Origin of the sequence: Pseudomonas sp. USTB-Z, from assembly GCF_019691255.1 — a bacterium.
Classification (GTDB): domain Bacteria; phylum Pseudomonadota; class Gammaproteobacteria; order Pseudomonadales; family Pseudomonadaceae; genus Aquipseudomonas; species Aquipseudomonas alloputida.
Genome location: NZ_JAECZP010000003.1, coordinates 325,411 through 351,615, shown reverse-complemented (window position 1 = coordinate 351,615; position 26,205 = coordinate 325,411). Strand labels below are relative to the sequence as shown.

Annotated in this window: 27 protein-coding genes; 15 read left to right on the top strand and 12 right to left on the bottom strand. The window is 62.4% G+C overall.

The features are described from left to right. The first annotated feature begins 30 nt into the window (after nucleotides 1-30). The gene (locus I8746_RS05690; protein WP_014753842.1) at nucleotides 31-828 is read left to right on the top strand and encodes an acyl-CoA thioesterase II; all 798 of its coding nucleotides are present in this window, start codon (nucleotides 31-33) and stop codon (nucleotides 826-828) included. A 41-nt stretch (nucleotides 829-869) separates the two neighbouring features. On the opposite strand, the gene I8746_RS05685 is transcribed toward I8746_RS05690, so the two are convergent. The 3 genes from I8746_RS05685 to I8746_RS05675 form a co-directional block, all read right to left on the bottom strand. Next, nucleotides 870-1,238 carry an Mpo1-like protein gene (locus I8746_RS05685; protein WP_004576795.1) on the bottom strand — a complete coding sequence of 123 codons (369 nt, stop codon included), beginning with the start codon at nucleotides 1,236-1,238 and terminating at the stop codon, nucleotides 870-872. Between the two features lie 75 nt (nucleotides 1,239-1,313). Further along, on the bottom strand, nucleotides 1,314-2,792 hold the full coding sequence (locus I8746_RS05680; protein WP_012053065.1) for a methyl-accepting chemotaxis protein: 1,479 nt from the start codon (nucleotides 2,790-2,792) through the stop codon (nucleotides 1,314-1,316). Nucleotides 2,793-2,918: 126 nt separating this feature from the next. Next, nucleotides 2,919-3,716, bottom strand: a complete 798-nt coding sequence (locus tag I8746_RS05675; RefSeq protein ID WP_221100282.1) for a TatD family hydrolase — start codon at nucleotides 3,714-3,716, stop codon at nucleotides 2,919-2,921. Between the two features lie 157 nt (nucleotides 3,717-3,873). Between I8746_RS05675 and I8746_RS05670 the strand changes: the two genes are divergently transcribed. From I8746_RS05670 to greB, 4 genes are all read left to right on the top strand, one after another. Continuing rightward, nucleotides 3,874-5,280, top strand: coding sequence for a transglycosylase SLT domain-containing protein (locus tag I8746_RS05670; RefSeq protein WP_041168497.1), 1,407 nt, complete (start codon nucleotides 3,874-3,876; stop codon nucleotides 5,278-5,280). Nucleotides 5,281-5,391: 111 nt separating this feature from the next. Beyond that, on the top strand, nucleotides 5,392-5,829 hold the full coding sequence (locus I8746_RS05665; RefSeq protein WP_003250269.1) for a DoxX family protein: 438 nt from the start codon (nucleotides 5,392-5,394) through the stop codon (nucleotides 5,827-5,829). A 248-nt stretch (nucleotides 5,830-6,077) separates the two neighbouring features. Next, a complete protein-coding gene (locus I8746_RS05660; RefSeq protein ID WP_003250272.1) occupies nucleotides 6,078-6,386 on the top strand; it encodes a hypothetical protein in 309 nt (102 codons plus the stop codon). Between the two features lie 11 nt (nucleotides 6,387-6,397). Further along, on the top strand, nucleotides 6,398-6,886 hold the full coding sequence (gene greB, locus I8746_RS05655) for a transcription elongation factor GreB (RefSeq protein ID WP_010953283.1): 489 nt from the start codon (nucleotides 6,398-6,400) through the stop codon (nucleotides 6,884-6,886). A 97-nt stretch (nucleotides 6,887-6,983) separates the two neighbouring features. Here greB and I8746_RS05650 read toward each other — a convergent pair whose 3' ends face one another. Both I8746_RS05650 and I8746_RS05645 read right to left on the bottom strand, forming a co-directional pair. Continuing rightward, nucleotides 6,984-9,491, bottom strand: a complete 2,508-nt coding sequence (locus I8746_RS05650) for an ABC transporter permease (protein WP_017147774.1) — start codon at nucleotides 9,489-9,491, stop codon at nucleotides 6,984-6,986. Then, nucleotides 9,488-10,174 carry an ABC transporter ATP-binding protein gene (locus tag I8746_RS05645; protein WP_003250278.1) on the bottom strand — a complete coding sequence of 229 codons (687 nt, stop codon included), beginning with the start codon at nucleotides 10,172-10,174 and terminating at the stop codon, nucleotides 9,488-9,490. The genes I8746_RS05650 and I8746_RS05645 overlap by 4 nt, the downstream gene beginning before the upstream one ends. Before the next feature lie 10 nt (nucleotides 10,175-10,184). On the opposite strand from I8746_RS05645, the gene I8746_RS05640 reads away from it, so the two are divergent. The 3 genes from I8746_RS05640 to I8746_RS05630 all read left to right on the top strand — a co-directional run bounded on the left by I8746_RS05640 (nucleotide 10,185) and on the right by I8746_RS05630 (nucleotide 12,230). Further along, complete coding sequence (locus tag I8746_RS05640; protein WP_003250280.1) at nucleotides 10,185-10,790, top strand: arylesterase; 606 nt, start codon at nucleotides 10,185-10,187, stop codon at nucleotides 10,788-10,790. Nucleotides 10,791-10,848: 58 nt separating this feature from the next. After that, nucleotides 10,849-11,139 (top strand): hypothetical protein, encoded by a 291-nt coding sequence (locus I8746_RS05635; protein WP_003250283.1) that lies wholly within the window; start codon nucleotides 10,849-10,851, stop codon nucleotides 11,137-11,139. Nucleotides 11,140-11,252: 113 nt separating this feature from the next. Further along, nucleotides 11,253-12,230, top strand: coding sequence for a L,D-transpeptidase family protein (locus I8746_RS05630; RefSeq protein WP_003250286.1), 978 nt, complete (start codon nucleotides 11,253-11,255; stop codon nucleotides 12,228-12,230). A gap of 132 nt (nucleotides 12,231-12,362) precedes the next feature. Here I8746_RS05630 and I8746_RS05625 read toward each other — a convergent pair whose 3' ends face one another. Beyond that, complete coding sequence (locus I8746_RS05625; protein WP_003250288.1) at nucleotides 12,363-12,614, bottom strand: Lpp/OprI family alanine-zipper lipoprotein; 252 nt, start codon at nucleotides 12,612-12,614, stop codon at nucleotides 12,363-12,365. A 507-nt stretch (nucleotides 12,615-13,121) separates the two neighbouring features. On the opposite strand from I8746_RS05625, the gene I8746_RS05620 reads away from it, so the two are divergent. Continuing rightward, nucleotides 13,122-13,403 carry a GNAT family N-acetyltransferase gene (locus I8746_RS05620; protein ID WP_003250290.1) on the top strand — a complete coding sequence of 94 codons (282 nt, stop codon included), beginning with the start codon at nucleotides 13,122-13,124 and terminating at the stop codon, nucleotides 13,401-13,403. Nucleotides 13,404-13,473: 70 nt separating this feature from the next. Here I8746_RS05620 and I8746_RS05615 read toward each other — a convergent pair whose 3' ends face one another. Continuing rightward, nucleotides 13,474-14,550 (bottom strand): 3-deoxy-7-phosphoheptulonate synthase, encoded by a 1,077-nt coding sequence (locus I8746_RS05615; RefSeq protein ID WP_003250292.1) that lies wholly within the window; start codon nucleotides 14,548-14,550, stop codon nucleotides 13,474-13,476. A gap of 232 nt (nucleotides 14,551-14,782) precedes the next feature. On the opposite strand from I8746_RS05615, the gene I8746_RS05610 reads away from it, so the two are divergent. The 3 genes from I8746_RS05610 to cysB all read left to right on the top strand — a co-directional run bounded on the left by I8746_RS05610 (nucleotide 14,783) and on the right by cysB (nucleotide 17,455). Then, nucleotides 14,783-15,730: a putative 2-dehydropantoate 2-reductase gene (locus I8746_RS05610; RefSeq protein ID WP_221100281.1), complete on the top strand. Its 948-nt coding sequence runs from the start codon at nucleotides 14,783-14,785 to the stop codon at nucleotides 15,728-15,730. Between the two features lie 124 nt (nucleotides 15,731-15,854). Next, nucleotides 15,855-16,352 (top strand): universal stress protein, encoded by a 498-nt coding sequence (locus I8746_RS05605; protein WP_003250295.1) that lies wholly within the window; start codon nucleotides 15,855-15,857, stop codon nucleotides 16,350-16,352. A gap of 128 nt (nucleotides 16,353-16,480) precedes the next feature. Next, the gene (cysB, locus tag I8746_RS05600) at nucleotides 16,481-17,455 is read left to right on the top strand and encodes an HTH-type transcriptional regulator CysB (RefSeq protein ID WP_003250297.1); all 975 of its coding nucleotides are present in this window, start codon (nucleotides 16,481-16,483) and stop codon (nucleotides 17,453-17,455) included. 125 nt (nucleotides 17,456-17,580) lie between these two features. Here cysB and I8746_RS05595 read toward each other — a convergent pair whose 3' ends face one another. The 5 genes from I8746_RS05595 to I8746_RS05575 form a co-directional block, all read right to left on the bottom strand. Then, a complete protein-coding gene (locus tag I8746_RS05595; RefSeq protein WP_221100280.1) occupies nucleotides 17,581-18,315 on the bottom strand; it encodes a phosphoadenylyl-sulfate reductase in 735 nt (244 codons plus the stop codon). An 80-nt stretch (nucleotides 18,316-18,395) separates the two neighbouring features. Next, nucleotides 18,396-19,736 (bottom strand): aminodeoxychorismate synthase component I, encoded by a 1,341-nt coding sequence (gene pabB / locus I8746_RS05590; protein ID WP_012053058.1) that lies wholly within the window; start codon nucleotides 19,734-19,736, stop codon nucleotides 18,396-18,398. A gap of 208 nt (nucleotides 19,737-19,944) precedes the next feature. After that, nucleotides 19,945-20,925, bottom strand: coding sequence for an alpha-L-glutamate ligase-like protein (locus tag I8746_RS05585; protein WP_003250303.1), 981 nt, complete (start codon nucleotides 20,923-20,925; stop codon nucleotides 19,945-19,947). Next, on the bottom strand, nucleotides 20,925-22,460 hold the full coding sequence (locus I8746_RS05580; RefSeq protein WP_012053057.1) for an inactive transglutaminase family protein: 1,536 nt from the start codon (nucleotides 22,458-22,460) through the stop codon (nucleotides 20,925-20,927). Before I8746_RS05580 ends, I8746_RS05585 begins: the two co-directional genes overlap by 1 nt. A 5-nt stretch (nucleotides 22,461-22,465) precedes the next feature. Then, nucleotides 22,466-23,002 carry an ATP-dependent zinc protease gene (locus I8746_RS05575; protein WP_010953297.1) on the bottom strand — a complete coding sequence of 179 codons (537 nt, stop codon included), beginning with the start codon at nucleotides 23,000-23,002 and terminating at the stop codon, nucleotides 22,466-22,468. Nucleotides 23,003-23,308: 306 nt separating this feature from the next. Here I8746_RS05575 and I8746_RS05570 point away from each other — a divergent pair, with 306 nt between their 5' ends. The 3 genes from I8746_RS05570 to prpC are packed head-to-tail and all read left to right on the top strand — an operon-like array spanning nucleotide 23,309 to nucleotide 26,100. Continuing rightward, nucleotides 23,309-24,025, top strand: coding sequence for a GntR family transcriptional regulator (locus I8746_RS05570; protein WP_003250308.1), 717 nt, complete (start codon nucleotides 23,309-23,311; stop codon nucleotides 24,023-24,025). Continuing rightward, nucleotides 24,022-24,912: a methylisocitrate lyase gene (gene prpB / locus I8746_RS05565; RefSeq protein ID WP_012053054.1), complete on the top strand. Its 891-nt coding sequence runs from the start codon at nucleotides 24,022-24,024 to the stop codon at nucleotides 24,910-24,912. The genes I8746_RS05570 and prpB overlap by 4 nt, the downstream gene beginning before the upstream one ends. Nucleotides 24,913-24,972: 60 nt before the next feature. Then, nucleotides 24,973-26,100 carry a 2-methylcitrate synthase gene (gene prpC / locus I8746_RS05560; protein WP_003250313.1) on the top strand — a complete coding sequence of 376 codons (1,128 nt, stop codon included), beginning with the start codon at nucleotides 24,973-24,975 and terminating at the stop codon, nucleotides 26,098-26,100. Nucleotides 26,101-26,205 lie beyond the last annotated feature (105 nt).

Below are 26,205 nucleotides of genomic sequence, written 5' to 3'. Positions count from 1 at the left end.
ACCTTTTTCTTTGCAGGCAGGAGCCGGCCAATGAATTTCAACCAACTCCTCGACGCCGTACGGGCCAACCCGGATTCGGTCAGCATTCCGCCCAGCTGGGCCCAGGGGCGCGCTGCCTTTGGCGGGCTGATGGCGGCTATGGTCTATGAAATCATGCGCCTCAAGATCAGCGACAACCGCCCGGTACGCTCATTGGCCATCAGCTTCGTGGCACCCGCGGCGGCGGATGTGCCCATCCGCTTCGAGGTGGAGGTTTTGCGCGAAGGCAAGGCGGTTAGCACGTTGCTGGGCCGCGCGGTTCAGGATGGCCAGGTGGTGACTTTGGTGCAGGGCAATTTCGGTGCGGGCCGCCCTTCGGTGGTCGAAGTGCCGGCGTTACCGGCCATTGAAATGCCTGCGCTCGAAGAAGCGGCCCCGGAGTTGCCCTATATCAAAGGCGTCACCCCGGAGTTCATGCGCCATGTGGCCCTGCGCTGGGCAGTAGGCGGGCTGCCGTTCAGTGGCAATCAGTCGCGCAAGATGGGCGGCTGGGTGCGTTTGCGGGATGTGGCTGACGAGCCGGTGAACGAGGCGCACTTGCTGGCGTTGGTGGATGCGTGGCCGCCCAGCCTTATGCCGTTTCTCAAGCAGCCCGCTGCGGGCAGTACGCTGACCTGGACCATCGAGTTCATCCAGCCAACGGCGAAGCTTTCGACCCAGGAATGGTGCCGGTACTGCGTGGAGACCGAACATGCGCGGGATGGCTATGGTCATGCTGCCGCAGCGTTGTGGACGGCGCAGGGCGAGTTGTTGGCCTTGAGCCGGCAGACCGTCACCGTTTTCGCCTGATCCTTACCAGGCTGCTCACAAGCAGTGCTCCGGCAGCTGGCTCAGTGTCGGTGCTTGTGCCGTTCGCGCCAGGCCCTCCACCAGGCCCCGCTCACCACAAAGCGCGGAAAGGTGATGAACTGCTCGGTCAGTAAGCGCTGCACAGCATCCTGGCGGTTGGCGAACGGCTCGGGCTGCTGGGCTTCAAGGCGGTGGCCTTGGCGCTGCAGGCCCAGCGCGGCGACCAGGGCAATCACGCCCACCGCGATCTGGCCGAGGTCGAAACCGAACAGGCCGGACAGCACCAGTAGTGTCCCTAGAATGAACAACGGCACAGCAATCAGGTGCAGCACCAGGTTGGCCGGGTGGCGGTGATTATGGTGGTAGCCGCGCCATTGCCAGGCGGGAAGATTGGGCAGGCGTTTGCTCATGGGGATTTCCTCTCGGTCATGCCCAAAGCTTAGTGCGGCCCCCACGCGGGGGCCAATCGAAGCTGGCTATGGTGACTATAGCTTGAGCTGGCCAATGGCCTTGTTCAGTTCGCCGGCCAGGGTCGCCAGTTCGCTGCTGGTGGTCGCCGAGCCGACCGTCTGCTGCACGGTCCGCTCGGTGACATCGCGGATGCTGACCACCGCGCGGTTCATTTCCTCGGCTACCTGGCTTTGCTGCTCGGCCGCTACAGCGATCTGGGTATTGCTTTCGCGCATCTGCGCCACGGCACCGGTGATTTCAGCCAGCGCCTCACCGGCTTCCTGTGCCTGACGCACACAGTCGTCGGCCTTGTACGAGCTCTCCTGCATGAACTCCACCGCATCGCGGGTGCCCGACTGCAGGGCCGAAACCATGGTGGTGATCTCATCCGTGGAGGTTTGCACGCGTTTGGCCAGGTTGCGCACTTCATCGGCCACCACGGCAAAGCCACGGCCCAGGTCGCCGGCGCGCGCGGCTTCGATGGCAGCGTTAAGCGCCAGCAAGTTGGTCTGTTCGGCAATACTGTGGATCACACTGACTACACCGTTGATCTTCTGGCTGTCCTCGGCTAGTTGTCGAATCATCTCGGCAGTTTGTTGCACGCCGCTGGAAAGCCCGGAAATCGAATCCTGCACTCGGCTGACCACCGCTTGACCGCTGCCGGCCAAGGTGTCGGCGGTTTGTGACAAATCGCGGGTGGCACCGGCGTGCTGGGCAATGTGGTGCACGGTCGCCGACATTTCGTTGATGGCAGTGGCGGCCTGGTCGGTTTCACTCTGCTGGCCGAGCATGCCATGGCGTACGTCGCTCATGCTGGCGGCCAGGCGTGCAGCGCCCGAGTCCAACTGTGCTGCGCTGTGGGCGACGGTGCTGACCACGCGGTGATAGGTGGACTGCATGGCGTTGAAGGCCCCAGCCATCTGGCCGACCTCGTCGCCACTGGCTAGCGGTACGCGGGCCGACAGGTCGCCGGTCTTTTCCACGTGCAGCATCACGTCCTTGAGGGTGTTGAGTTGGCTGAGCAGGAAGCGGATCAGCAGTTGGGAGGCGCCGAGCATGGCCAGCATCAGGATCAGCACACACACCGCGTAATTGCTGAAACGATCGAAGAAGACCTGGCGCAAACTGGGTGACTGGGCCAGCACAGCTAACTGCTGGTCGCCACTGCGCAGCACCTGTGCGCCACGCAGTGGGTTTTCGCCGAGGACCCAGGCGCTCGGCAATGCTACCCAGCCTTGGGCGTTGCGCAGGGCATCGAGCGCCTCCCCGGCGTAGGTTGGCGTTTGCCCGGTTGACCAACTGATGACGTTGGCCGGGCGTGGCAGTGCTTGCCCGGCTGGCCAGGCGGCCAGCAACTGGGCTTGTGCGACCGCCTGGCCCTGAGCCGCCTCGGCACGTGCGCGTTGCTCCAGGTGCACGGCGTACAGCACCAGCAGCAAGGTGGTGACAAAGGCCACTGCGTTGACGGCCCAGAACTTGTACTTCAGGGAAACATTGCTAAGCCAGGCACCCATGGGCAGGTCTTCTCTGAGTTGAACGGAAACAATATTGGCAAGGTGCCATCATTGTGCCCTCATCCTCCTAGACATGTGTTGATGCATATCAACTGTGCTCACCCGCCCCGCAGAAACACGCGAGACTCAGGGGAGCTGGAAGAAAGCCCGCGCCGTTGCCGTCGTATGCGCCGCCGTGTGCTCGGCTGATTCACCGCGATGCGAGGCCACCTCGCGCAGTACCTCCGGCAAGAACGCCGGCTCGTTGCGCCCGCTCTTGGGCTTGGGCCGCAAGCTGCGCGGCAGCAGGTAGGGCGCGTCGCTTTCCAGCATCAGCCGGCCTTGAGGAATGTTGCCCACCAGCGGGTGCAGATGGGTGCCGCGGCGTTCGTCGCAGATCCAGCCGGTAATGCCGATGTGCAGGTCCAGGTCCAGGTAAGCGAACAGCGCCTCACGCTCACCGGTGAAGCAGTGCACCACCGCGCCGGTCAGGTGGTCGCGGTAGTCCTTGAGAATCGCCAGCAAGCGCTCGCTGGCATCGCGCTCGTGCAGGAACACCGGCAGGCGCAGCTGCGCAGCCAGTGTCAGCTGGGCTTCCAAGGCTTTTTCCTGCAGCGGGCGAGGGGAAAAGTCGCGGTTGAAATCCAGGCCGCATTCGCCCACCGCGCGTACGCGCGGTTCACTCAGCAACCGTCGCAGCTGGCGCTCGCTGTCGGCATCCCAGGCCTTGGCATCGTGAGGGTGCACGCCGGCCGTGGCGAACAGGTGGGCACCGCTTGTATCCAGTTGTTGGCACAGTTCCAGGGCTTGTTCGCTGACCGCCAGGCTGGTGCCTGTCAGCAGCATTTGCGTAACGCCGGCCTCCAGCGCGCGCTCGACGATTGCGGCCTGTTGGTCGTGGAAACTGCTGTTGGTCAGGTTGACGCCGATATCGATCAGTTGCATGGTGCTATCTCGTGCCGCGGGGCGGCCAGCATAGCAAAAAGCGCGTTTTTCTGAAAAAACCAAGAACTTCATGCTGTTGCCGTGGTCATTTACCGTCGTTTATCACTTGGCGGTGCAACCCATGGATGCCGCTCACCGACCACGGACACGTTTTCGCATGCAGCGATGCTGGCTCATTTTTCTGCTGACGTTGGGGTTGATCTTTACCGGCCCCGCCCAGGCGCGCTCGCCGGGCCCACAGCAGCACATACCGCCTGCCAAGGTGCGTGACCTGCCGCAGATTCGTACCAGCAAAGTACTGAAAGTGCTGGTCAACCAGAGCCGCAACAGTTCCGGTGAGGTCAAGGGCGAGCCAGTCGGCATTGAGTATTATCGCCTGCGTGCCCTGGAGCATTTCCTCAATGCTCGTACTGCCGACGACCAGCAGATCCAGCTAAAGCTCATCCCGCGGGCCAAGGAACAGTTGCTGGGCGCCCTGGCCCGCGGCGAGGGTGACCTGGCCGCGCCAGGCGAGCTGCTTGACCCCACTACGGTGAATGGTGTTCGTAGCAGCGCGCCGATACTCGACCAAGTGCCGCTGATGCTGGTCGGGCGCAAAGGCGAGCGAAGTTTCAGCAAGGTCGAACAGCTGTCAGGGCGTACCGTGGCGTTGACCAGCGCCAGTGCCGCCGGACCATTGATCCAGCAGGTCAACCAGCAACTGGCACTGCGCAAGCGGCCGCCGATCAAAGTGGAGTGGGTCGATTCGACGCTGGCGGTGGAGGATGTGCTGGAGATGGTACAGGCAGGCATCTACCACCTGACCGTGGTCGAGCAGCCCATTGCCCGGCGTTGGGCCCGGGTTATGCCGCGCCTGCGCCTGGACAGCCGGGTGCGCCTGGGTGCGCCGCAAGCCATGCGCTGGTATGTCGGGCGTGATGCCCCGCAATTGTTGGCCGCAGTTGATCACTTTCTGCAAGGCTACCGCGCGCCAGATAACCAGGATGCGGCGTTCGAGCGCATCTACCGCCGCCAGTACCGGGTACACAACCCGTTGGCCAGCAAGGACCGCCAGCGTCTGGCATCGGTACGGGCGGTGTTGCAGAAGCATGGCCAGGCGCAACAGATCGACTGGCTCAACCTGGCTGCGCTGGCCTTCAAGGAGTCGACGCTCAATCCGGCTGCACGCGGTACTGGCGGTGCCCATGGCCTGATGCAGATTACCCCTTCGGCGGCCCAGCGGGTGGGGGTGAGCAACACTGCAACGGTAGATGGCAATGTCCTGGCCAGTGCCCGTTACCTGGCGCTTATCCGGCGCAAGTTTTTTGCCAGTGCCAAGATCAACGAGCGTGAGCGCATGGCCTTTGTGCTGGCAGCCTACAACCTCGGCCCCGAGCGGGTTCAGGCCATGCGCGCAGAGGCTCGACGGCGAGGTCTAAACGGTAACCAGTGGTTCTTCCAGACCGAACGTATCGCCATGGAGCAAGTGGGGATGGGACCGGTCAATTTCGTCAATAGCATCAACAAGTACTACCTGGCCTTCAACCGCGAACGCGCGGCACTGGAGCGCGTGGCGAAGCGTTAAAATCGATTTTATCGATTGTTATGTTGGGTTTTTTGCGATTTTCATATCAGTGGAATTGATTATGATGGCGCCCATACCCACACAACTGCTTCACTTCAAGGACGCTTCGACATGAAAAACACTACCCTCAACGCGCTGTTCTCTACACGTGCTGGCGCTGGCTTGAGCGTTATCCGCATCCTGGTCGGCATCATCTTCATGGCTCATGGTGCGCAAAAACTCTTCGGCCTATTCGGTGGCTACGGCCTGGAAGGCACCGGCCAATGGATGGAAAGCATCGGCCTGGCGCCGGGTTATCTGATGGCCCTGCTGTCCGGCAGTGCCGAATTCTTCGGCGGCCTGGCCTTGGTGGTCGGCCTGCTGGCTCGCCCGGCGGCCCTGGCGCTGACGGTGACCTTGGTAGTGGCGATCGTTTCGGTGCACATCGGCAACGGCCTGTTCATGTCCAACAACGGCTATGAGTTCGCCCTGGCGCTGTTGGCCGGCACTGTTGCAGTCATGATCGAAGGCGCTGGCCGCTTCTCGCTCGACCGCCTGATCGCCCGGTAATCAGCTGCACGCTGTGAGCTACGAGCCGCAGGCAAGCGCGGGCCAATACTCGGCGTGTTCTTGCTTGCGGCTTGTCGCTTGCAACTTGGGGCTCATCGCTCTAGCATACCGCCTGCGCCGATTTAAACAGCTACTTGCGGGGCGCAGGAAAGCCCCACCTCCGGGCCGTCCGAAATACCGCTAAAGCGCTGGTTCGGTGACGCCTCCCACCGCTGCCCAGCGGGATTCGCGAGGCGGAGAGAAGCTCCATGAGTTGCCCACGTACCAGTGTCTGTTTAAGCCCTTTGCCTGCCAGCCAGGCGTCCCGCACACCGCGCATTCTGCTCGGCGGCCGGCATCAACCCACCCTTTTGCGTCATCTTGAAGGCCTGTCACGGCGCAAGGGGCAGGCGCGTGCCTTTCTGATCCAGTTCGCCGACAGCGGCTGCCACCTCGCACAGTATGGCAATGACCGTTTCGACCTGGCTGTGATCCAGGCGCCGGCACCGGACGAGGCCGCCGAAGTCATAGGCCATCTCACCCGCATCGCGCGTCAAGGCCTGATTACCCGCCGCTGAGGAATGCGCTATTGAGCACCAATATCATCACCACAGAAGGCCATGAGGCGCTGAAGAAAGAGCTGGACCACCTGTGGCGGGTGTATCGTCCGGAAATCACCCAAAAGGTTGCCTGGGCCGCTTCGTTGGGTGACCGCAGCGAGAACGCGGACTACCAGTACAACAAGAAGCTGTTGCGCGAAATCGACCGCAGGGTGCGATACCTGCGCAAGCGGCTTGAAGATGTGAAAGTGGTGGCGTACTCGCCCGAGCAGGAAGGCAAAGTGTTTTTCGGTGCCTGGGTTGAGATCGAGAACGACGAGGGCGAGACCATGAAGTTTCGCATTGTCGGCTACGACGAGATCTACGGGCGCAACGATTACATCTCGATCGATTCGCCCATGGCGCGCGCCTTGCTGAAGAAGGAGGAGGGTGATGAGGTGGTGGTGCATACACCTACCGGTGAAGCGACCTGGTATGTGAGCAGCATCCGTTACGGCCAGGGCGTCTCGACGGACTGACCGGGCCCGTCTTGCGCCAGCGTGAGGCATGTGCTGTCCCGGCAGGCGATCGCTCAGCCCTCAGGGTTGCGCCTGCAGAAACGCTGCCAGCCAGGCCTCAAGCCTCGCGCAACACCGCCAGCGGGCTGGCATTCAACGCCCGCCGCGTTCCCAGCACCCCCGCCCCCCCCACCAGCAGTGCCCCTGTCAGCGGCAACACCAGCAGCCACGGGTGCGGGCTCCACTGCAAGTCGAAGGCATAGCGGTACAGCACCCAGGTAATCAGTTCGCAGCCCACGGCCGCCAATAGCCCGCTGGCCGCGCCCAGCAGGCCGAACTCGATACGTCGGGCTTTTACCAGCAAGGGCCGCGCCGCGCCCAGTGCGCGCAACAGTGCGCCTTGGCGAATGCGCTCGTCCAGCGTGGCCTGCAAGCCAGCGAACAACACTGCCAGCCCCGCGGCCAGCACGAACAGCAGCACATACTCCACCGCCAGGGTTACCTGGGCGAGAATGCTGCGCAGCTGGTCGAGCAAGGCATCCACCTGCAGGATGGTCACCGCCGGAAACGCCCGTGACAGCGCGACGACATCCAGGTCATGCCCCGGTGCCAGGTAGAAGCTGGTCAGGTAAGTGGTCGGCAGCCCCTGCAGCGTGCCAGGCTGGAAGATCATGTAGAAGTTCGGCTGGAAGCTGTCCCAATGCACGTTGCGCAGGCTGCTGACGCGGGCCTGGCGCTGCTGGCCGCCAATATCGAACGTCAGCAGGTCGCCCATCTGCAGTTTCAGGCTGCTGGCCAGTTCCGCCTCCACCGAAACCCCGGGGATATCGTTGTCGGCTGGCAAGGCTTGCCACCAACTGCCTGCGGTCAGCACGTTGCCTTCGGGCAACTCGGCGGCCCAGGTCAGGCTGAGGTCGCGCTGCACGGCGCGCTCGCCTGCCGAGTCCTTGCTGACCACCTGCTGTACCGGTTTTTCGTTGATTTGCACCAGGCGCCCGGGCGTCACCGGGTACAGCGGCGCTGAGGCGGCATTGACCTGGTGCAGGTGTTGGATGAACGGCTCACGGTCATCTGGCAGGATGTTCAGGGCGAAGTGGTTGGGCGCATCCTTGGGTAGCTGTGCTTGCCAGGTATCGAGCAGCTCTGCGCGCAGCAGGGCGACCAAGGCCATGGCCAGCAGTATCAGGCCGAATGCCAGGGCCTGGCCTGCTGCCGCCATGGGGTGGCGCAATAGCTGGCCCAGCCCCAGACGCCAGGTGAGTGGCGCACCGGCCAGCAGCTGGCGCAGGCTGCGTAAACCGAGCAACAGCAGGCCGCCGAGCAGAAGTGCAGCGACCAGGCCGCCACCGAGCAGGGCGAAGGTGAGCAGCAGATCGAGGCTCAGGCGCCACATGATCAGGCCCAGGGCGAGCAGGGCGGCGCCGTACACCAGCCAACTGCTCGCAGGTATCGGCAGCAGGTCACGGCGCAGCACGCGCAGTGGCGGCACCTGGCCCAGCGCTGCAATCGGCGGCAGGGCAAAGCCAGCCAGTGCCACCAGCCCGGTACCGATACCTGCCAGCGCAGGAACGATGCCGCCAGCGGGCACCACGCTCGGCAGCAAGCCGTGCAGCAGGCGGAACAGACCCAGCTGAGCCAGCCAGCCGAGCAAGGCGCCGGCCAGGGCAGCGACCAGGCCGAGCATGGCCAGTTGCAGGCAATACAGGCCCAATGCCTGGTGGCGCGACAGGCCCAGGCAGCGCAGCAGGGCACTGGCGTCCAGTCGGCGTGCAGCATAGCGACTGGCCGACAGTGCCACGGCTACGCCTGCCAGCAGCACAGCTACCAGGCTGGCCATGTTCAGGTAGCGTTCGGCTTTGCCCAGCGCGCCGCCGATCTGTTGGTTGCCATCGCGGGTGTCACGCAGGCGCTGGTTGGCGGCCAGGTCTTTTTCCACGGCCTGACGGTACTGCGCCAGCGCCTCGGCATCGCCGCGCCACAGGTCACGGTAGGTGACCCGGCTGCCCGGCTGGATCACGCCGGTGGCCTCCAGGTCGGCCAGGTTCATCATCACGCGCGGGGTAAGGCTGTAGAAGTTGTTGGCGCGGTCCGGTTCGTAGGTAAGCACCCGGCTCATGCGCAGGGTTTTCATGCCCACGTCGATGCTGTCGCCGATTGCCAGCCCCAGTGCTGCCAACAGGCGCGGTTCCACCCACACTTCGCCAGGGGCAGGGCCGCCGCCGGGTGTTTCTTCGGCATAAGGTGCCGGAGCGCTGCGTACTTGCCCGCGCAACGGGTAGGCGCCGTCGGCGGCCTTTACGCTGGACAGCTGGATGCCATTGTCGCCGCCGACCACGCTGGTGAACTCGACCACGCGTGCATGGCGCAAGCCCAGTGCCTTGCCGGCATCGAGTTGTTGCTCGCGGGCCGGGGCGCTGCCCTGCAGTACCAGATCGGCGCCCAGGAACTCGCTGGCGCGCAGCTGCATGGCGCCGTTGAGGCGGGCGCCGAAATAGCCGATGGCGGTGCTGGCAGCTACCGCCACCAACAGGGCAAAGAACAGCACGCGCACTTCACTGGCGCGAACATCGCGCAGCAACTGGCGCAGTGCCAGGCCACACAGGCGGGACAGCGGCATACGGCTCACCGGGCCTCCATCGGCGCCACAAGGCGGCCCGCGTCCAGGCGGATCTGGCGCCGGCAGCGGCGGGCCAGGCGTTCGTCATGGGTGACCAGCACCAAGGTTGTGCCGCGCTCCTTGTTCAGCTCGAACAACAAGTCGCTGATGCGTTCGCCGGTGTGGCTGTCGAGGTTGCCGGTGGGCTCATCGGCGAACAGCACCGCAGGTTGCGCGGCGAAGGCGCGGGCGATTGCCACGCGCTGCTGCTCGCCGCCCGACAGCTGCCGAGGTGTGTGGCTCAGGCGTTTGCCCAGACCGACCCGCTCCAGCAAAGTGCGAGCCTGTTCGCGGGCATCGCGGCGGCCGTCCAGCTCCAGTGGCAGCATGACGTTTTCCAGTGCATTGAGGCTGTCGAGCAGCTGGAACGACTGGAACACGAAACCCACATGTTCGGCGCGCACACGGGCGCGTTGGTCTTCATCCAGTGGCCCCAGGTCGTGGCCGGCGAGCACGACATTGCCAGCGCTGGGGCGGTCGAGGCCGGCGAGCAAGCCGAGCAGGGTCGATTTGCCAGAGCCCGAGGCGCCGACGATGGCCAGGCTATCGCCTTGGGCCAGGTCGAGAGACAGTGCGTGGAGGATGGTAAGGTCACCTTCCGCGCTGGGGACCACTTTGCTAAGGTTCTGCGCAACGAGAATGCTGGGGCTCATGGAGAATCCGATGCGAGTGTGGTGGTTGAGTGCCGGTCTGGCCCTGTATTGCCTGGCCCAGAGCGCAGCGGCAGGAACACTGCTGGTTGTTGGCGATAGTATCAGCGCCGGTTTTGGCCTGGATAGCCGTCAGGGCTGGGTGTCTCTCTTGCAGGCCCGTCTCAGGGACGAAGGTTTTGACGACAAAGTGGTCAATGCTTCGATCAGTGGCGATACGAGCGCAGGTGGCCAGGCGCGGCTGCCGGCGCTGCTTGCAGCACATAAACCAAGCCTGGTGGTGCTGGAGCTGGGCGGCAACGATGGCCTGCGCGGGCAGCCGCCTGCACAATTGCAACAAAATCTTGCCTCGATGATCGAGCGTTCGCGTCAGGCAGGGGCCAAGGTGCTGCTATTGGGCATGCGCCTGCCGCCCAATTATGGTGTGCGTTACACCACCGCCTTTGCCAAGGTGTATGAACAGCTGGCAGCGGACAAACAGGTTCCCTTGGTGCCGTTTTTCCTCGAAGGGGTAGGGGGCGTACCTGAACTGATGCAGGCTGATGGCATCCATCCGGCCCAGGGGGCTCAGCAGCGCCTGCTGGAAAATGCCTGGCCAGCGATAAAACCCTTGCTGTGAAGCTTTAAACGGGGGCGCCTTTCGGCTAATGTTGCGCCCCCCGTTTCGAGTGCTCCAAATGCCGCGCCCTGCCTGGTCCCTGTATGCCTACCAACTGATCGAGCCCGACGAGCAGCTCGACCTGTTCGCCTGCCAGGAAATCCGCGTCCACCTCGTGGCCCGCCAGCTTGAGCTGGGCGTGCCGGTCGACCGTACCTTGTGTGGCGGCCTGCTGCCAGCCCAGCCGCGTTGGTCGGGGGTGCCGCGATCGATTTACCGCGATGGCCGCCTGTGTGAGCTGTGCCGTGCCATCCTCGATGCCCAGCGACGCGGCATGCGCCCGGTGTGGCCTGAGCTGCATGGCAGCTGAACGACAAGCGCCTTTCATCATCTGAAACGCTTGCAGCGTGCCAATGCCTCCCGCTTGCATCGGCGCGGGTGTACAATCGATCCTCTTGACCCATCTTTCGAAGGATTTACCGGATGTTGCCGCGCTTTCCTGCCGTCACCCGTAGCCTGTCCCTGGCCGCCCTGTTGGTAGCGGGCCCCGCTGCTGCGCTGGAGCTGCCACTGCCACCGCCCGGTGAAGACATCGTCGGCCAGGTGCATGTGATCAAGGCAAAGTACGAGGACACGTTCGCCGATATCGGCACCGCAAACGACCTCGGCTACCTGGAAATGATTGCCGCCAACCCCGGCGTGGACCCTTGGCTGCCGGGTGCCGGCACCGAGATCATCCTGCCGACCCGTTTCGTTCTGCCGCCGGGGCCGCGCGAAGGCATCGTCATCAACCTGGCCGAGTACCGCATGTACTACTTCCCCAAGGGGGAGAGCGTGGTGTACACCTTCCCGCTGGGCATTGGTCGCGAGGGGTGGGGGTCGCCGATCGCCAACACCAAGATCACCGCCAAGACGCCCAACCCGACCTGGACGCCGCCCGCTTCGATTCGCAAAGAGCACGCCGAGGACGGTGACATCCTGCCGACGGTGGTGCCGGCTGGCCCGGACAACCCGCTGGGGCCGTTCAAGTTCACCTTGGGCGTACCGGGCTATCTGATCCATGGTTCGAACAAGAAGTTCGGCATTGGCATGCGCACCAGTCACGGTTGCTTCCGCATGCTTAACAACAATGTGCTTGAACTGTCGAAGATGGTGCCGGTGGGGACGCCAGTGCGCATCATCAACGAGCCTTACAAGTTCGGTATCAGCGCCGGCAAGGTCTATCTTGAGGCACACACGCCGCTGGATGACCAGGGTAACCCGTCAGTGGTCGACAAACACACCGCAGTTATCAATGCCTTGCTCAAGCGTGAAGACCTGGCCAATAACCTACGCATGAACTGGGACATGGTACGTGACGTGGTGGCTGCAGAAGATGGCATGCCGGTAGAAATTGCCGTGCCGGTGGAAAACCAAGGGGCCGCACCGATGGTGTCGAGCATTCCGCCCGAACTGCAGTAAGGTGATTTCGACACACCCAGGCCTGCCTTAGTGCAGGCCTTTTTGTACCTGCTGGCCGCGTTTGTCGGATTCAAAGGCAATAAAAAAGCCGACCCACAAGTGGGTCGGCTTCTTAACAATCCGTGAGGATTATTACTTGCGGCTGGCTTTGTCCAGCATACGCAGAGCGCGCTCGTTGGCTTCGTCAGCGGTCTGCTGAGCCTTCTGAGCGGCTGCCATTGCGTCGTCAGCCTTACGGTAGGCTTCGTCAGCACGAGCTTGAGCGCGAGCTGCTGCGTCTTCAGTCGCAGTCAGACGAGCTTCGGTTTCTTTGGATACGCTGCTGCAACCGGTAGCCAGAACTGCGGCCAGAGCCAGAGCAGAGAATTTCAGAACGTTGTTCATCGTGTTCCCCTTCAAGGACTTTCTATTAAATAGCCATCTCTCAGGAAAGAGAAACTGGCCGGCGTACATAGTACCCATTACTTGTAGTAAGTAAACTGACAGAGCGCAAGAACTGCAAAAAAAATGTTGCTTGACTCCGCGCCGACAAGATTTGCGACGTGTCTGTGAAAAAAATGTGCAGGGTTCGCAAGCGGTTGTGGTACAGGAACTTTTTTGTTGAACTAAGGGTGACTTTAACTGTCGATCAGCGTCTTAAGCCCTAGAACATCCGGTGGCTGTTGCGCGGGCTTGGGAAAGTCACCCGGGCGGCGTTTTGACCTTTTTTAAGCGCCACCACCTTGAGCAATCCCGCTCGCGGTGCCTACTATCTTGTGAGTGCCAGACGATCCGAACGATTACAATCGTCCAATGGTCGAAGCGGCAACAGGTGGCGTAGAGGATTCTGTGCCGGATAAACCACCATCGGTTAAGGTAAGGGTCTGCCGAGAAGACCTGCGAGGAGTAGTGATGAGCGAAGCGCTGACCATCCACCATGACCAGGCCGGTCATCAGTTCGAGACCAACGTGGACGGTCATCGTGCCTACCTGACGTACATGGATCTGGGCAAGCAGACGCTGGACATCTATCGCACCTTCGTGCCCAACGCCCTGCGCGGCCGTGGGATCGCTGCCGCCCTGACCGAGCGGGCGCTGGAGTACGCCGAGCAGATGGGCTACACGGTGATCCCGTCTTGCTCGTATGTGGAGCGTTACATGGAGCGCCAGCAGCGGCATTCGAGCAAGGCCTGAGCTGACCATAGGCACCCGACACAACAAAAAAACGCCGGGCAGTGCCCGGCGTTTTTTATTCCCGCAATGTTCAGCCGCGCTTACGCTGCGGCAGCACATCCTTGAGCTTGGCATGCATGCTGCGCAGGGTTTTCTCGGTCGCCGACCAGTCGATGCAGGCGTCCGTGATCGACACGCCATACTGCAACTCGTCCAGGTTTTTCGGAATGGACTGACAGCCCCAGTTCAGGTGGCTTTCGACCATCAGGCCGATGATCGACTGGTTGCCTTCGAGAATCTGGTTGGCGACGTTCTCCATCACCAGCGGTTGCAGGGCCGGGTCCTTGTTGGAGTTGGCATGGCTGCAGTCGACCATGATGTTGGCCTTGATCTTGGCCTTGGCCAGGTCCTGTTCGCACAGGGCGACGCTGACCGAGTCGTAGTTCGGCTTGCCATTGCCGCCGCGCAGTACCACGTGGCCGTATGGGTTGCCCTTGGTGGTGACGATCGACACGCCGCCTTCCTGGTTGATGCCCAGGAAGCGGTGCGGCTTGGACACCGACTGCAGGGCATTGATGGCAACGGTCAGGCCGCCGTCGGTGCCGTTCTTGAAACCCACCGCCGAGGACAGGCCCGAGGCCATCTCGCGGTGTGTTTGCGATTCGGTGGTGCGGGCACCGATGGCCGACCAGCTGATCAGGTCTTGCAGGTACTGCGGGGAAATCGGGTCGAGCGCTTCGGTGGCAGTCGGCAGGCCCATTTCGGCCAGGTCCAGCAGCAGCTTGCGGCCGATGTGCAGGCCGTCCTGGATCTTGAACGAGTCATCCAGGTACGGATCGTTGATCAGGCCTTTCCAGCCGACGGTGGTGCGCGGCTTTTCGAAGTACACGCGCATGACCAGGTACAGCGTATCGGACACTTCTTCGGCCAGCACTTTCAGGCGCTCGGCGTATTCGTGGGCGGCCTTGATGTCGTGGATGGAGCAAGGCCCGACCACGACGAACAGGCGATGGTCCTTGCCGTCGAGAATATTGCGCACCACTTCACGGCCGGCAGTCACGGTCTGCAGGGCCTTGGCGCTGAGGGGGATTTCCTTCTTGAGCTGATCAGGGGTAATCAGGGTCTCGTTGGAGGCAACGTTCAAGTCATCGATCGGTAAATCAGCCATCGTGTTACTCGTCAGGTCACGGGTGCCGGCCGCCAACTATCCCCGTGCGGCCCAGCAGCAAGAATAATCGCAGCGGGGAGCCGAACCTTAGCGCGTTACAGATGGCACGACAATGGGCTGAACCCAGTCATTGTGGGGTTTTTACCTGAGCGAGGGGGTTGCGCGCGAATGGACTGCCCAGGGCTACGTAACCTGTGTAAAAAGAGTGCTGACCCTTTACTTGGAGATTGGCATGCATTCGCACCCCCCTCGCATCGGCATCATCGGCAGTGGCGCCATCGGCGGTTTTTATGGGTTGATGCTGGCTCGCGCCGGTTTCGATGTGCATTTTCTGTTGCGCAGCGAGTACCAGGCCGTTTGTGAACGCGGACTGATCCTGGACAGTGCCGTGCATGGCGCACTGCACATGAGTGTGCAGGCTCACGTCAGCGCCGCCGACATGCCGCCCTGTGACTGGCTTCTGATCGGGGCCAAGGCCACCAGCAACGAGCAGTTGGCACCGTTGATCGTCCAGGCTGCTGCGCCCGGTGCCAAGGTGGTGCTGTTGCAGAACGGCCTGGGTGTCGAGGAGCAGTTGCGTCCGGCCTTGCGCAGCGACATGCACCTGCTCGGCGGCCTGTGCTTCATCTGCGTCAACCGCCAGGCGCCAGGTGTAATCCGCCACCAGGCGCTGGGGGCGGTCAACCTGGGGTATCACAGCGGGCCGGCCACCGATTGCGGTATTGCGCTGGTGAATGAAGGCGCCGGGTTGTTCCAGGCGGCGGGGATCGACTCGCAGGCCATGCCGAACCTGGCCTTGGCGCGCTGGCAGAAGCTGGTGTGGAACGTGCCTTACAACGGGCTGTCGGTGCTGCTGGGGGCCAGCACTTCGCCACTGATGGCCGACAGCAATAGCCGCGAGCTGATACAGGCCTTGATGGCCGAGGTGGTGCAGGGGGCGGCAGCCTGTGGCCATGTACTGCCCGCGGGCTATGCCGAGCACTTGTTCCAGGTGACCGAGCGCATGCCCGACTACTGGCCGAGCATGTATCACGACCATGTCCACAAACGCCCGTTGGAGCTGGGGGCCATTTACGCCGAGCCGCTGGCACGCGCACGGGCGGCAGGCTGCAGCATGCCGCGCACTGAAATGCTGTACCAAGCGCTGAGTTTCATCGACAGCAGCGACCGGCCGGCCTGAGGGTGGCCGAGGCTTCGGCGGGGCCCTCCAGCCCACGGCGGCAGCGCGCCGGACGGCAAAGCGAGCGTCCGGCGCGCTGCTAAGCTGAAGCTTGCTCTGCCGCTGCGGCAGTCGAGGAGGTCGAATGATCCGCTCCATGCTGTACGCCACCGACCTCGGTGTCTACGCCCCTTTCGTGATGCAACACGCGCTGGCCCTGGCGCGCACGTTCGGTGCCGAGTTGTATGTGATCCACGCGGTCGAGCCGATGGGCCAGTTCGCCGAATCCCTCCTGCAAAGTTACCTCGATGAGCAGACGCTCGATCAATTGCACAGCCAGGGGGTGAACACAGTGATGGCGAACATAGAGCAGCGTGTGCTGGAAAACTTTCGCGACGAGCTGGGCGAAGAGGCTGACCTGGCGGTGATCAAGGCCGTGCGTGTGCGTCAGGGCGACCCGGCGCAGGTGATTCTCGACCAGGCCCAGCGGCTAAGCGTCGACCTGTTGATATTCGGTAGCCACAGTGCCGGTGCCGGGGTGGATGTACCGCTTGGGCGCACGGCGGTGCGGCTGCTGCAGCTGTCGCCGGTGCCGGTGTACATGGTGCCCTTGGCGCAGCATCTGGGGCGTAGGAAAACGTGAAGATAGGTGCAGTCCATTTCCGTGGGCATGTAACAAAATAGTTCTAGATTTATTTCCAGAACCACTAATATAGTTATATATCGTCGCTGCCTGCTGCCGCGGACTCACCGCTGAACCGAGGGAAACCTATGAAGCTTCAACAACTGCGCTACATCTGGGAAGTGGCGCACCATGACCTCAACGTCTCCGCGACGGCGCAGAGCCTGTATACCTCCCAGCCAGGTATCAGCAAGCAGATCCGCCTGCTCGAAGACGAATTGGGTGTTGAAGTCTTTGCCCGCAGCGGCAAGCATCTGACCCGCGTGACCCCGGCCGGTGAGCGCATCATCAATACCGCAGGCGAAATCCTGCGCAAGGTCGAGAGCATCAAGCAGATTGCCCAAGAGTTCTCCAACGAGAAGAAGGGCACGCTGTCCATCGCCACCACCCACACCCAGGCGCGCTACGCGTTGCCGCCGGTTATCAGCAGCTTTATCAAGCAGTATCCGGAGGTGTCCCTGCACATGCATCAGGGTTCGCCCATGCAGATTGCCGAGATGGCTGCGGACGGTACGGTCGATTTCGCCATCGCCACCGAGGCGCTGGAGCTGTTCGGCGATCTGATCATGATGCCGTGCTACAAGTGGAACCGTTGCGTTGTGGTGCCACAGGGGCACCCGCTGGCCAAGCTGCCGAAACTGACCCTGGAAGCCGTCGCCGAATACCCGATCGTCACCTACGTGTTCGGTTTCACCGGGCGCTCGAAATTGGATGAAGCTTTCAATCACCGCGGCCTCACGCCAAAGGTGGTCTTCACCGCGGCTGACGCCGACGTCATCAAGACGTATGTGCGCCTGGGGCTGGGCGTGGGTATCGTTGCTGGCATGGCTGTGGACGCCAAGCTCGACAGTGACTTGGTGGCGCTGGATGCCAGTGAGCTGTTCGAAGCCAGTATCACCAAGATCGGCTTCCGTCGGGGTACCTTCCTGCGCGGCTTCATGTGCGACTTCATTGAGAAGTTTGCCCCGCACCTGACCCGTGAAGTGATGGCCAAGGCCATTCAGTGCCATAACAAGCAAGAGCTGGAAGCGTTGTTCGAAGGTGTCGAGCTGCCGGTTCACTGATTCGGGAGTGATGGGGCCGCTGTGGGAGCGGGCGGCTTTGGTCGCGATCACCGGCAAAGACGGTGCCATGCACCGCGTCGCCTGCTTCGCGGGTAAACCCGCTCCTACAGACCGCCCGGGCTATCTCAAGCCTTGTTGATCAGGTTGCCCGCATGCAACCCGCATTCCTTCTGCGTCGACTCTTCCCACCACCAGCGCCCTTCACGCTCATGCTGGTTTGGCAGCACCGGGCGGGTGCATGGCTCGCAGCCAATGCTGATGAAGCCACGCTCGTGCAGGCTGTTGTACGGCAGCTCGAGCATGCGGATATAACCCCATACCTCTTCACTGCTCATCTGCGCCAGCGGGTTGAACTTGTACAGCGTGCGCTCAGGCGTGGAAAAGGCGCTGTCGATTTCCAGTGCTGCCACCTGGCTGCGGGTGCCCGGGCTTTGGTCGCGGCGCTGGCCGGTGGCCCAGGCGCTGACGGTGGCCAGCTTGCGTCGCAGCGGCTCGATCTTGCGAATGCCGCAGCACTCGCCATGGCCGTCCTTGTAGAAGCTGAACAGGCCCTTTTCCTTGACGAACGGGTCGAGCTTGGCGCGGTCCGGGCTGAGGATTTCGATCGGCAGGTTGTACTGTTCGCGTACCTGGTCGATGAACCGGTAGGTCTCCGGGTGCAGGCGCCCAGTGTCGAGGCTGAATACCTTTACCTGCTTGTTCAGCTTCCAGGCCATGTCGACCAGCACCACATCCTCGGCGCCGCTGAAGGAGATCCACAGGTCATCACCGAAGTGCTCGAAGGCAAGCTTGAGGATGTCCTGCGGGGACTTGTTGGCATAGGTCGCGGCCAGGGCGGCGACGTCGAAGGGTTGGCTCATCAGGCGGTTTCCATCTTGGCTGTGGCGCTGTGCGCTCGTAGTAGGGGGATGGTAACAAAAAAAACGTGGTCTAGATGGGCTCACAAGCCCTGCAGGGTCTGCATCAGCACCCGCACTTTGGCGATCGACTCTTCATACTCGGCCTGCCACTGCGAGTCGGCTACCACCGCGCCGCCGCCCCAGCAACTGACCTGTCCATCTTTGATCAGCAAGCTGCGAATGGCGATCGAACTGTCCATTTCGCCGCGCACATCCACATACAGCAGCGAGCCGCAGTACAGCGCGCGGCGCGCGGGTTCCAGTTCGTCGATGATCTGCATGGCACGGATTTTCGGGGCGCCGGTAATCGAGCCGCCAGGGAAGCTGTCGCCGATCAGGTCCAGCGCGTCCTTGTCGCTGGCCAGCTGGCCGGTGATGCTGCTGACCAGATGGTGCACATTGGGGTAACTCTCCAGGCTGAACAGTTCCGGTACCTTCACTGAGCCGATCTCACACGTGCGTCCCAGGTCGTTGCGCAGCAGGTCGACGATCATCAGGTTTTCCGAGCGATCCTTCGGGCTGTGCAGCAGCTCTTGGGCATTACGCTGGTCTTCAGCCGGGTCGCTGGCGCGTGGGCGGGTGCCCTTGATCGGCCGGGTTTCCACCTGGCCCTGGCTGACGCGGATGAAGCGCTCGGGCGAAAAGCTCAGCAGGGTACTGCCGTCGGCCAGTTGCTGGTAGCCGGAAAAAGGGGTCGGGCAGGCCTGGCGCAGGGCCTGGTAGGCCCGCCATGGATCGCCTTGGCAGGGCGCGCGAAAGCGTTGGGTGAGGTTGATCTGGTAGCAGTCACCGGCCTGGATGTAGCGTTGTACCTGATCGAAAGCGGTTTTGTATTGCTCCGGCTCCAGGTCACCGGCCATCGGTGCGAGCAGCCGGAAGTCGCCGGTGGTGGCGCTGGTGTCCTGGAACAGGCTGATAAGGCGTTCGCGTTCGTCGCCGGCCAGGCTCGGGTGGAACACCAGCTGGCTGGTGCCGAGCAGATGATCACTGACCAGTGCCCAGTCATACAGGCCCAGTTGTGCGTCTGGCAGGCCGAGGTCGTCCACGGCCAGACTTGGCAAGTGTTCCAGGCGGCGGCCGAAGTCGTAGCTCAGGTAGCCGATCAGGCCACCGGCAAAGGGCAGTTCTACACCGTTGGGCAAGTCGGCGTGGCCCAGTTGTGCCAGGCCAGCGCGCAGGCGCTGGAGGAAGACGCGGCCATCTTCATCGGGCTGCGCCTGCAGTTGTTGCAGCGGCCAGGCGCTGAGCAGGTCGAAACGCCCGCGTTCGGCGCCGGGGCGGGCGCTGTCGAGCAGGATCGCACCGGGGGCCTGGCGCAGGTGGGCGAAATAGGCGGCAGGGTCGGGCTGGTAGGGCAGGGGGTGTAGCGTGCAGGTCGGCATCAGTATGGACGGCGATGTAAAAGCGAGGAGGGCGATTGTAGACCTGTGCAGGAAAAGCGCCTAGCGCTGGGTACGACATTCAACATTGTGTTTGGCCGATACGCAGCACAAGGCAGTTCCTGCAGGTTGAGCGAAGCGCTCGAATCAACTGCAGTGCTTGCAGGAGCAACCTTGTGCTGCGAATGGGCTGCAACGCAGCCCCTGTATTTCAGCGGTTAGGCACATGCCCGAACAGGCCCTGTGCTACCCGTACCCGCTGCTCGGCGTCTTCGGTCACACCCTCCTTGGCCAGTGCTTCGATGTGCGCCTCAATGGCATGGGTGCGCTGAGTCAGGCCGCAGTCGTTGGCAATCTGGATGTTCAGCCCCGGGCGGGCGTTGAGCTCCAGAATCAGCGGGCCCTTGTCCTGGTCAAGCACCATGTCCACGCCGATATAGCCCAGGCCGCACAGTTCATAGCAGCCAGCGGCCAGCTTCATGAAGCCGTCCCAGTTCGGCAGTTGCACGCCGTCCACCGCGTTGGTGGTGTCCGGGTGCTTGCTGATGATGTTGTTCAGCCAGGTGCCGCGCAGGGTCACGCCGGTGGCCAGGTCGACACCCACACCGATGGCGCCCTGGTGCAGGTTGGCCTTGCCGCCAGACTGGCGAGTCGGCAGGCGCAGCATGGCCATCACCGGGTAGCCCATCAGGACGATGATGCGGATGTCCGGTACACCTTCGTAACTGATGCTCTTGAAAATCTGGTCCGGGGTCACGCGGTACTCGATCAGCGCGCGGTCGCGGTGCCCGCCGAGGGAGTACAGCCCGGTGAGGATGCTGGAAATCTGGTGCTCGATTTCCTCATGGCTGATGATCTTGCCCGACACTGTGCGGTAGCGGTCCTCGAAGCGGTCGGCGATTACCAGGATGCCGTCACCGCCGGCGCCTTGCGCCGGCTTGATGACGAAATCGCTGCGACCGCCGATGATCTGGTCGAGCTTATCGATCTCTTTTTCGGTCTCGATGATGCCGTACATTTCCGGCACATGGATGCCGGCCGCCAGTGCGCGCTCCTTGGTGATGATCTTGTCGTCGACGATCGGGTACAGGCTGCGCTTGTTGTACTTCAGCACATAGTCCGCGTTACGTCGGTTGATCCCCATGATGCCCCGGGCCTCCAGGGCTTTCCACGTCTTGATCAGGCCAAACATCAGGTGTCTGCCTTTTTCAGGAAGGCTTTGAAGCGCACGAGCTCGGTCAGGCGGTAGCCGCGATAACGGCCCATCGCCAGCATGAAGCCCACCAGGATCAGCAGCACCGCCGGGAAGGTGAACACGAAGTACACCAGCTCCGGCACCATCATCAGCAGGTGTGCCAGGGAGGCGGCGAACAGGGTGCCGATGGCCACTTTCATGGCATGGCCGCCACCACGCTCCTCCCAGGTGATCGACAGGCGTTCGATGGTCATGGTCAGGATCACCATCGGGAACAGTGCTACCGACAGCCCGCGTTCAAGTCCCAGCTTGTGGCTGAACAGGCTGATGGCGGCAATCAGCACCACGACGAAGGTCAATACCACCGACAGGCGTGGCAGCATCTGCAGCTTGAGGTGTTCCAGGTACGAGCGCAGCGACAGGCCCAGGGCAGTGATCACCGTGAACAGCATGATACCGAAGCCCAACTGGGTTTCGCGGAACGCCAGGGCGATCAGCACCGGGGTGAATGTGCCCAGGGTCTGGATGCCGATCAGGTTGCGCAGCACCAGGATCACCAATACGCCGATCGGGATCATGACCATGATCATGAAGGTTTGCTGGGTTTGCAGCGGCAGACCGTACAGCGAGTATTCGAGGAAGTCGGCGTCGGTGTTCTCGTCGGTCAGCTTGGCCAGGCGGATGGCGTTCATCTCGCTGTTGTTCATGCTGAAGGTGACAGTGGCCTTCTTGCCGCCATCGACGGTGATCAGGTTGTCGTCACCGGTCCACCACAGCAGGCGGTCGCTCGGCAGGCCTTGCTCACCGGTGTCCGGGTTGAAGTACAGCCAGTCGTCGCCGTTGAAGCTGCGCAGCCACAGCTCCGGGGTTTGCGGGGTGTCGGCCAGCAGGCGGATGGTGTGCACCTTTTCCATCGGCACGTGGGCGATCGACAGCAGCAGGTCGATGACCTGGGCCTTCTTCATTGCCGAAGTGTCGCCGGCCAGCAGCAGCTTGACGTTGTCGTCGTTGAGGTTGTTGACCCGCTTGATGGTCTCGCTGACAAAGGTCTCGACGTCGGCCGAGTGCTGACGTATAGGCGCCATCAGCGCTTCAGCGGCGATCTTCTCGGGGCCTTCGACGGCCAGGCTGTCACGGAAGGTCGGGCCTTTGATCTTGGTCTTCTCGTTGCTGTAGCGCTTGGTCAGTACCAGTCGGTAGTAGAGGGTCTGGTTGCCACTGGCGCGACGTGCCGACCAGGTAACCTTGCGGTTGCCGTCGGCGCGGTTGATGCTGACCCCGTAGTTGTTGGAGATGAAGCTCTCGTTGAGGCTGACGTAGTCGCGGTTCAGCGGTGGCACGAACATCTGCACCTTGACCGGGTCCTTGCTGCTGGCCACGAACTCGACCTTGGCGTCAATGTTCCACAGGTCGTCGGTTTCATCCTCGGTCACCGGGATGCCGAGCACGAAGATCTGATAAGCCGTGACCGCCACGCCCAATAGCACCAGCACGGTGATCAGGACTTTCAGATGGAGGGTAAGAGAGCGCATCGGGATTACTCTGCTTTGGGAGCGTCGGTGGCACAGGCAGGTTTGCCGGCCGCATATTTAAGGCTTGGGTCAACCAGTGCGTCGAAGTGCTTGAGCGCCTCGGAACCGATCAGCAGCGGGAACTGGAACGCGCTGCGGTCGGTGAGGTTGACTTCGATGGTGCGCCTGGTCTGGCCCATGCAGATTTCGAGTTCGATGACCGGGCGGGCCGTGTAGGCCTTGCCTGATTCGGCATCATAGTCGCCGGCCCGGCGCTTGATCTTGCTGACGCGTGCCAGTGGGCGTTCGATCGGGTGCGAATGGGCCGCATCGATGGCGAGGTAGAAGCGTACCCAGCTTTCGCCATTGCGCTTGAACCGCTTGATGTCGCGGGCGCTGAGCGAGGCGGTCTTGGCACCGGTGTCGAGCTTGGCGGCCACTTCCAGGTCCAGGTCGCCCAGATGTGCGTATTCGTTGAGACCATACACGGTCTTGCCCGCAGCCTGGCCAAGGGCCGGCAGCAGGGTGAGGCATAGCAGCAATAAAACGGGTGTAAGTCTCATATTCCTGGCGCGGTGCATTGCAAGGTTCTAGGCAAGGTTCAGGTCAAGGTGACTGGCAATTACTGCGCAAGCTTCCTCGTTTATCTGTCAACAGGCACGAATGCATGACAGACAGGCTATCCATACCCCATCGGAGGCGCGGCATTCTATCACGCCGACGTCTTGACGCCAGCGGTGCGCGATCTGACAGCGTTGTAGTGGTGATAGTTCGCGATTAGACGATTGTCGACAATGTTCATTTTGTCTTTGACTTGAAGGGCTAGTTTCGTTAGTTTCTGGCGAAGAGATTTAAAAGGTGTCGACAATATGCAGGACCTTTCCACCCCCGGCCCGGTGCTGACAGACGAAACGGAAACCCTCTCCGAAAACGTCTTCCGGCGCATCCAGGCGGCCATTGTCAAGGGTGATATCGCCCCCGGCAGCAAGATTTCCGAGCCGGAGTTGGCGCGCACCTATGGCATCAGCCGCGGGCCGCTACGCGAAGCTATCCACCGCCTTGAAGGCCAGCGCTTGCTGGTGCGCGTGCCGCATGTGGGCGCGCGGGTGGTATCGCTCAACCACGCCGAGCTGATCGAGCTGTACGAAATTCGCGAGTCGCTGGAAGGCATGGCCTGCCGCCTGGCCGCCGAGCGCATGAGCCAGGCCGACATCGACGAACTGCGCCGGGTGCTCGACACCCATGAGCGCGATGCCGCGTTCCAGGCCGGCCTGGGCTACTACCAGCAGGAAGGCGACTACGACTTCCATTACCGGATTATTCAGGGTAGCGGCAATCAGACCCTGGTCAAGATGCTCTGCGGCGAGCTGTACCAGCTGGTGCGCATGTACCGTATCCAGTTCTCTGCCACGCCTAACCGGCCACGCCAGGCCTTTGCCGAGCACCATCGCATTCTTGATGCCATTGCCGACCGTGACGGCGAACTGGCCGAACTCCTGATGCGCCGCCACATCGGCGCGTCCAAGCGCAATATCGAGCGTCACTACCTGGACGCCCACAACAACAGCACACGAGGTGAGAAATGACAGTCAAGAGCACCCCCGGTCAGCGTTTCCGTGACGCCGTTGCCGCTGAACATCCGCTGCAGGTAGTTGGTGCCATCAACGCCAACCATGCCCTGCTGGCCAAGCGCGCCGGCTTCAAGGCCATCTACCTGTCAGGTGGCGGTGTGGCCGCCGGCTCCCTGGGCCTGCCAGACCTGGGCATCACTGGTCTGGACGACGTGCTCACCGACGTGCGTCGTATCACCGACGTGTGCGACCTGCCGCTGTTGGTGGATGTCGACACCGGCTTCGGCGCTTCGGCCTTCAACGTTGCCCGTACCGTGCGCTCGATGAGCAAGTTCGGCGCTGCCGCCATTCATATCGAGGACCAGGTTGGCGCCAAGCGTTGTGGCCACCGTCCCAACAAGGAAATTGTCAGCCAGCAGGAAATGGTCGACCGTATCAAAGCTGCTGTCGACGCCCGCAGCGATGACAGCTTCGTGATCATGGCGCGTACTGATGCGCTGGCCGTCGAAGGCCTGAACGCCGCCCTGGACCGTGCCGAGGCGTGTGTCGAAGCGGGCGCCGACATGATCTTCCCGGAAGCCATCACCGAACTGCAGATGTACAAGACTTTCGCTGATCGGGTGAAGGCACCGATCCTGGCCAACATCACCGAGTTCGGTGCCACGCCGCTGTACACAACCGAAGAGCTGGCCTCGGTCGACGTGTCGTTGGTGCTGTACCCGCTGTCGGCGTTCCGCGCCATGAACAAAGCAGCCGAGAACGTGTATACCGCGCTGCGCCGTGACGGCACGCAAAAGAACGTGATCGACACCATGCAGACTCGCATGGAGCTTTACGATGCCATTGGTTATCACGCCTTCGAGCAGAGCCTCGATGCACTGTTTGCCCAGAAGAAGGGCTAAGCGCTAGCGCCCGAATTAGCCAGAAAGCATCCATAACAAATTCAAGAAAGGAGAAACACCATGGCCGAAGCAAAAGTACTCAGTGGCGCAGGCCTGCGTGGCCAGGTGGCCGGCCAGACTGCACTGTCGACCGTGGGCCAGGCCGGTGCCGGGCTGACCTACCGTGGTTATGATGTGCGTGACCTGGCGGCCGGTGCCGAGTTCGAAGAAGTCGCCTACCTGCTGCTGTACGGCGAGCTGCCAACCCAGGCCGAACTGGCCGACTACAAGCGCAAGCTCAAGGGCCTGCGTGACCTGCCGCAAGCCTTGAAGGAAGTGCTTGAGCGCATCCCGCGCGATGCCCACCCGATGGACGTCATGCGCACTGGTTGCTCGGTACTGGGCACCCTCGAACCAGAACTGACCTTCGAAGCCCAGCGCGACAAGACCGACCGCCTGCTGGCGCTGTTCCCGGCCGTGATGTGCTACTGGTACCGCTTCACCCACCATGGCGTACGCATCGACTGCACCACTGATGAAGACACCTTGGGTGGCCACTTCCTGCACCTGCTGCACGGCAAGAAGCCGAGCGAGCTGCACGTCAAGGTCATGAACGTGTCGCTGATTCTCTACGCTGAACACGAATTCAACGCCTCGACATTCACTGCCCGCGTCTGCGCCTCGACCCTGTCTGACTTGTACTCCTGCGTTACCGCAGCCATCGGCTCGCTGCGTGGCCCGCTGCACGGCGGTGCCAACGAGGCTGCGATGGAACTGATCGAACGCTTCCAGAGCCCGCAGGAAGCCACCGCCGAGCTGCTGCGCATGCTCGAGCGCAAAGACAAGATCATGGGCTTTGGCCATGCCATCTACAAAGAGTCCGACCCGCGCAACGAGGTGATCAAGGGCTGGTCGAAGCAGTTGGCTGATGAAGTGGGTGACAAGGTGCTGTACCCGGTGTCCGAAGCCATCGACAAGACCATGTGGGAGCAGAAGCGCCTGTTCCCCAACGCCGACTTCTACCATGCCTCGGCGTACCACTTCATGGGCATTCCGACCAAGCTGTTCACCCCGATCTTCGTCTGCTCGCGGCTGACCGGCTGGGCGGCGCACGTCTTCGAGCAGCGCGCCAACAACCGCATCATCCGCCCGAGCGCCGAGTATGTCGGCGTCGAACAGCGCCAGTTCGTGCCGATCGAGCAGCGCTGAATAGCTATAGAGAGGCAACCCGTTCCCCTTGTGGGAGCGGGCGTGCCCCCGAATGCGCCGGCCTTGCAACCACTGTGCACCTGCTGACGCATTCGCGGGCACGCC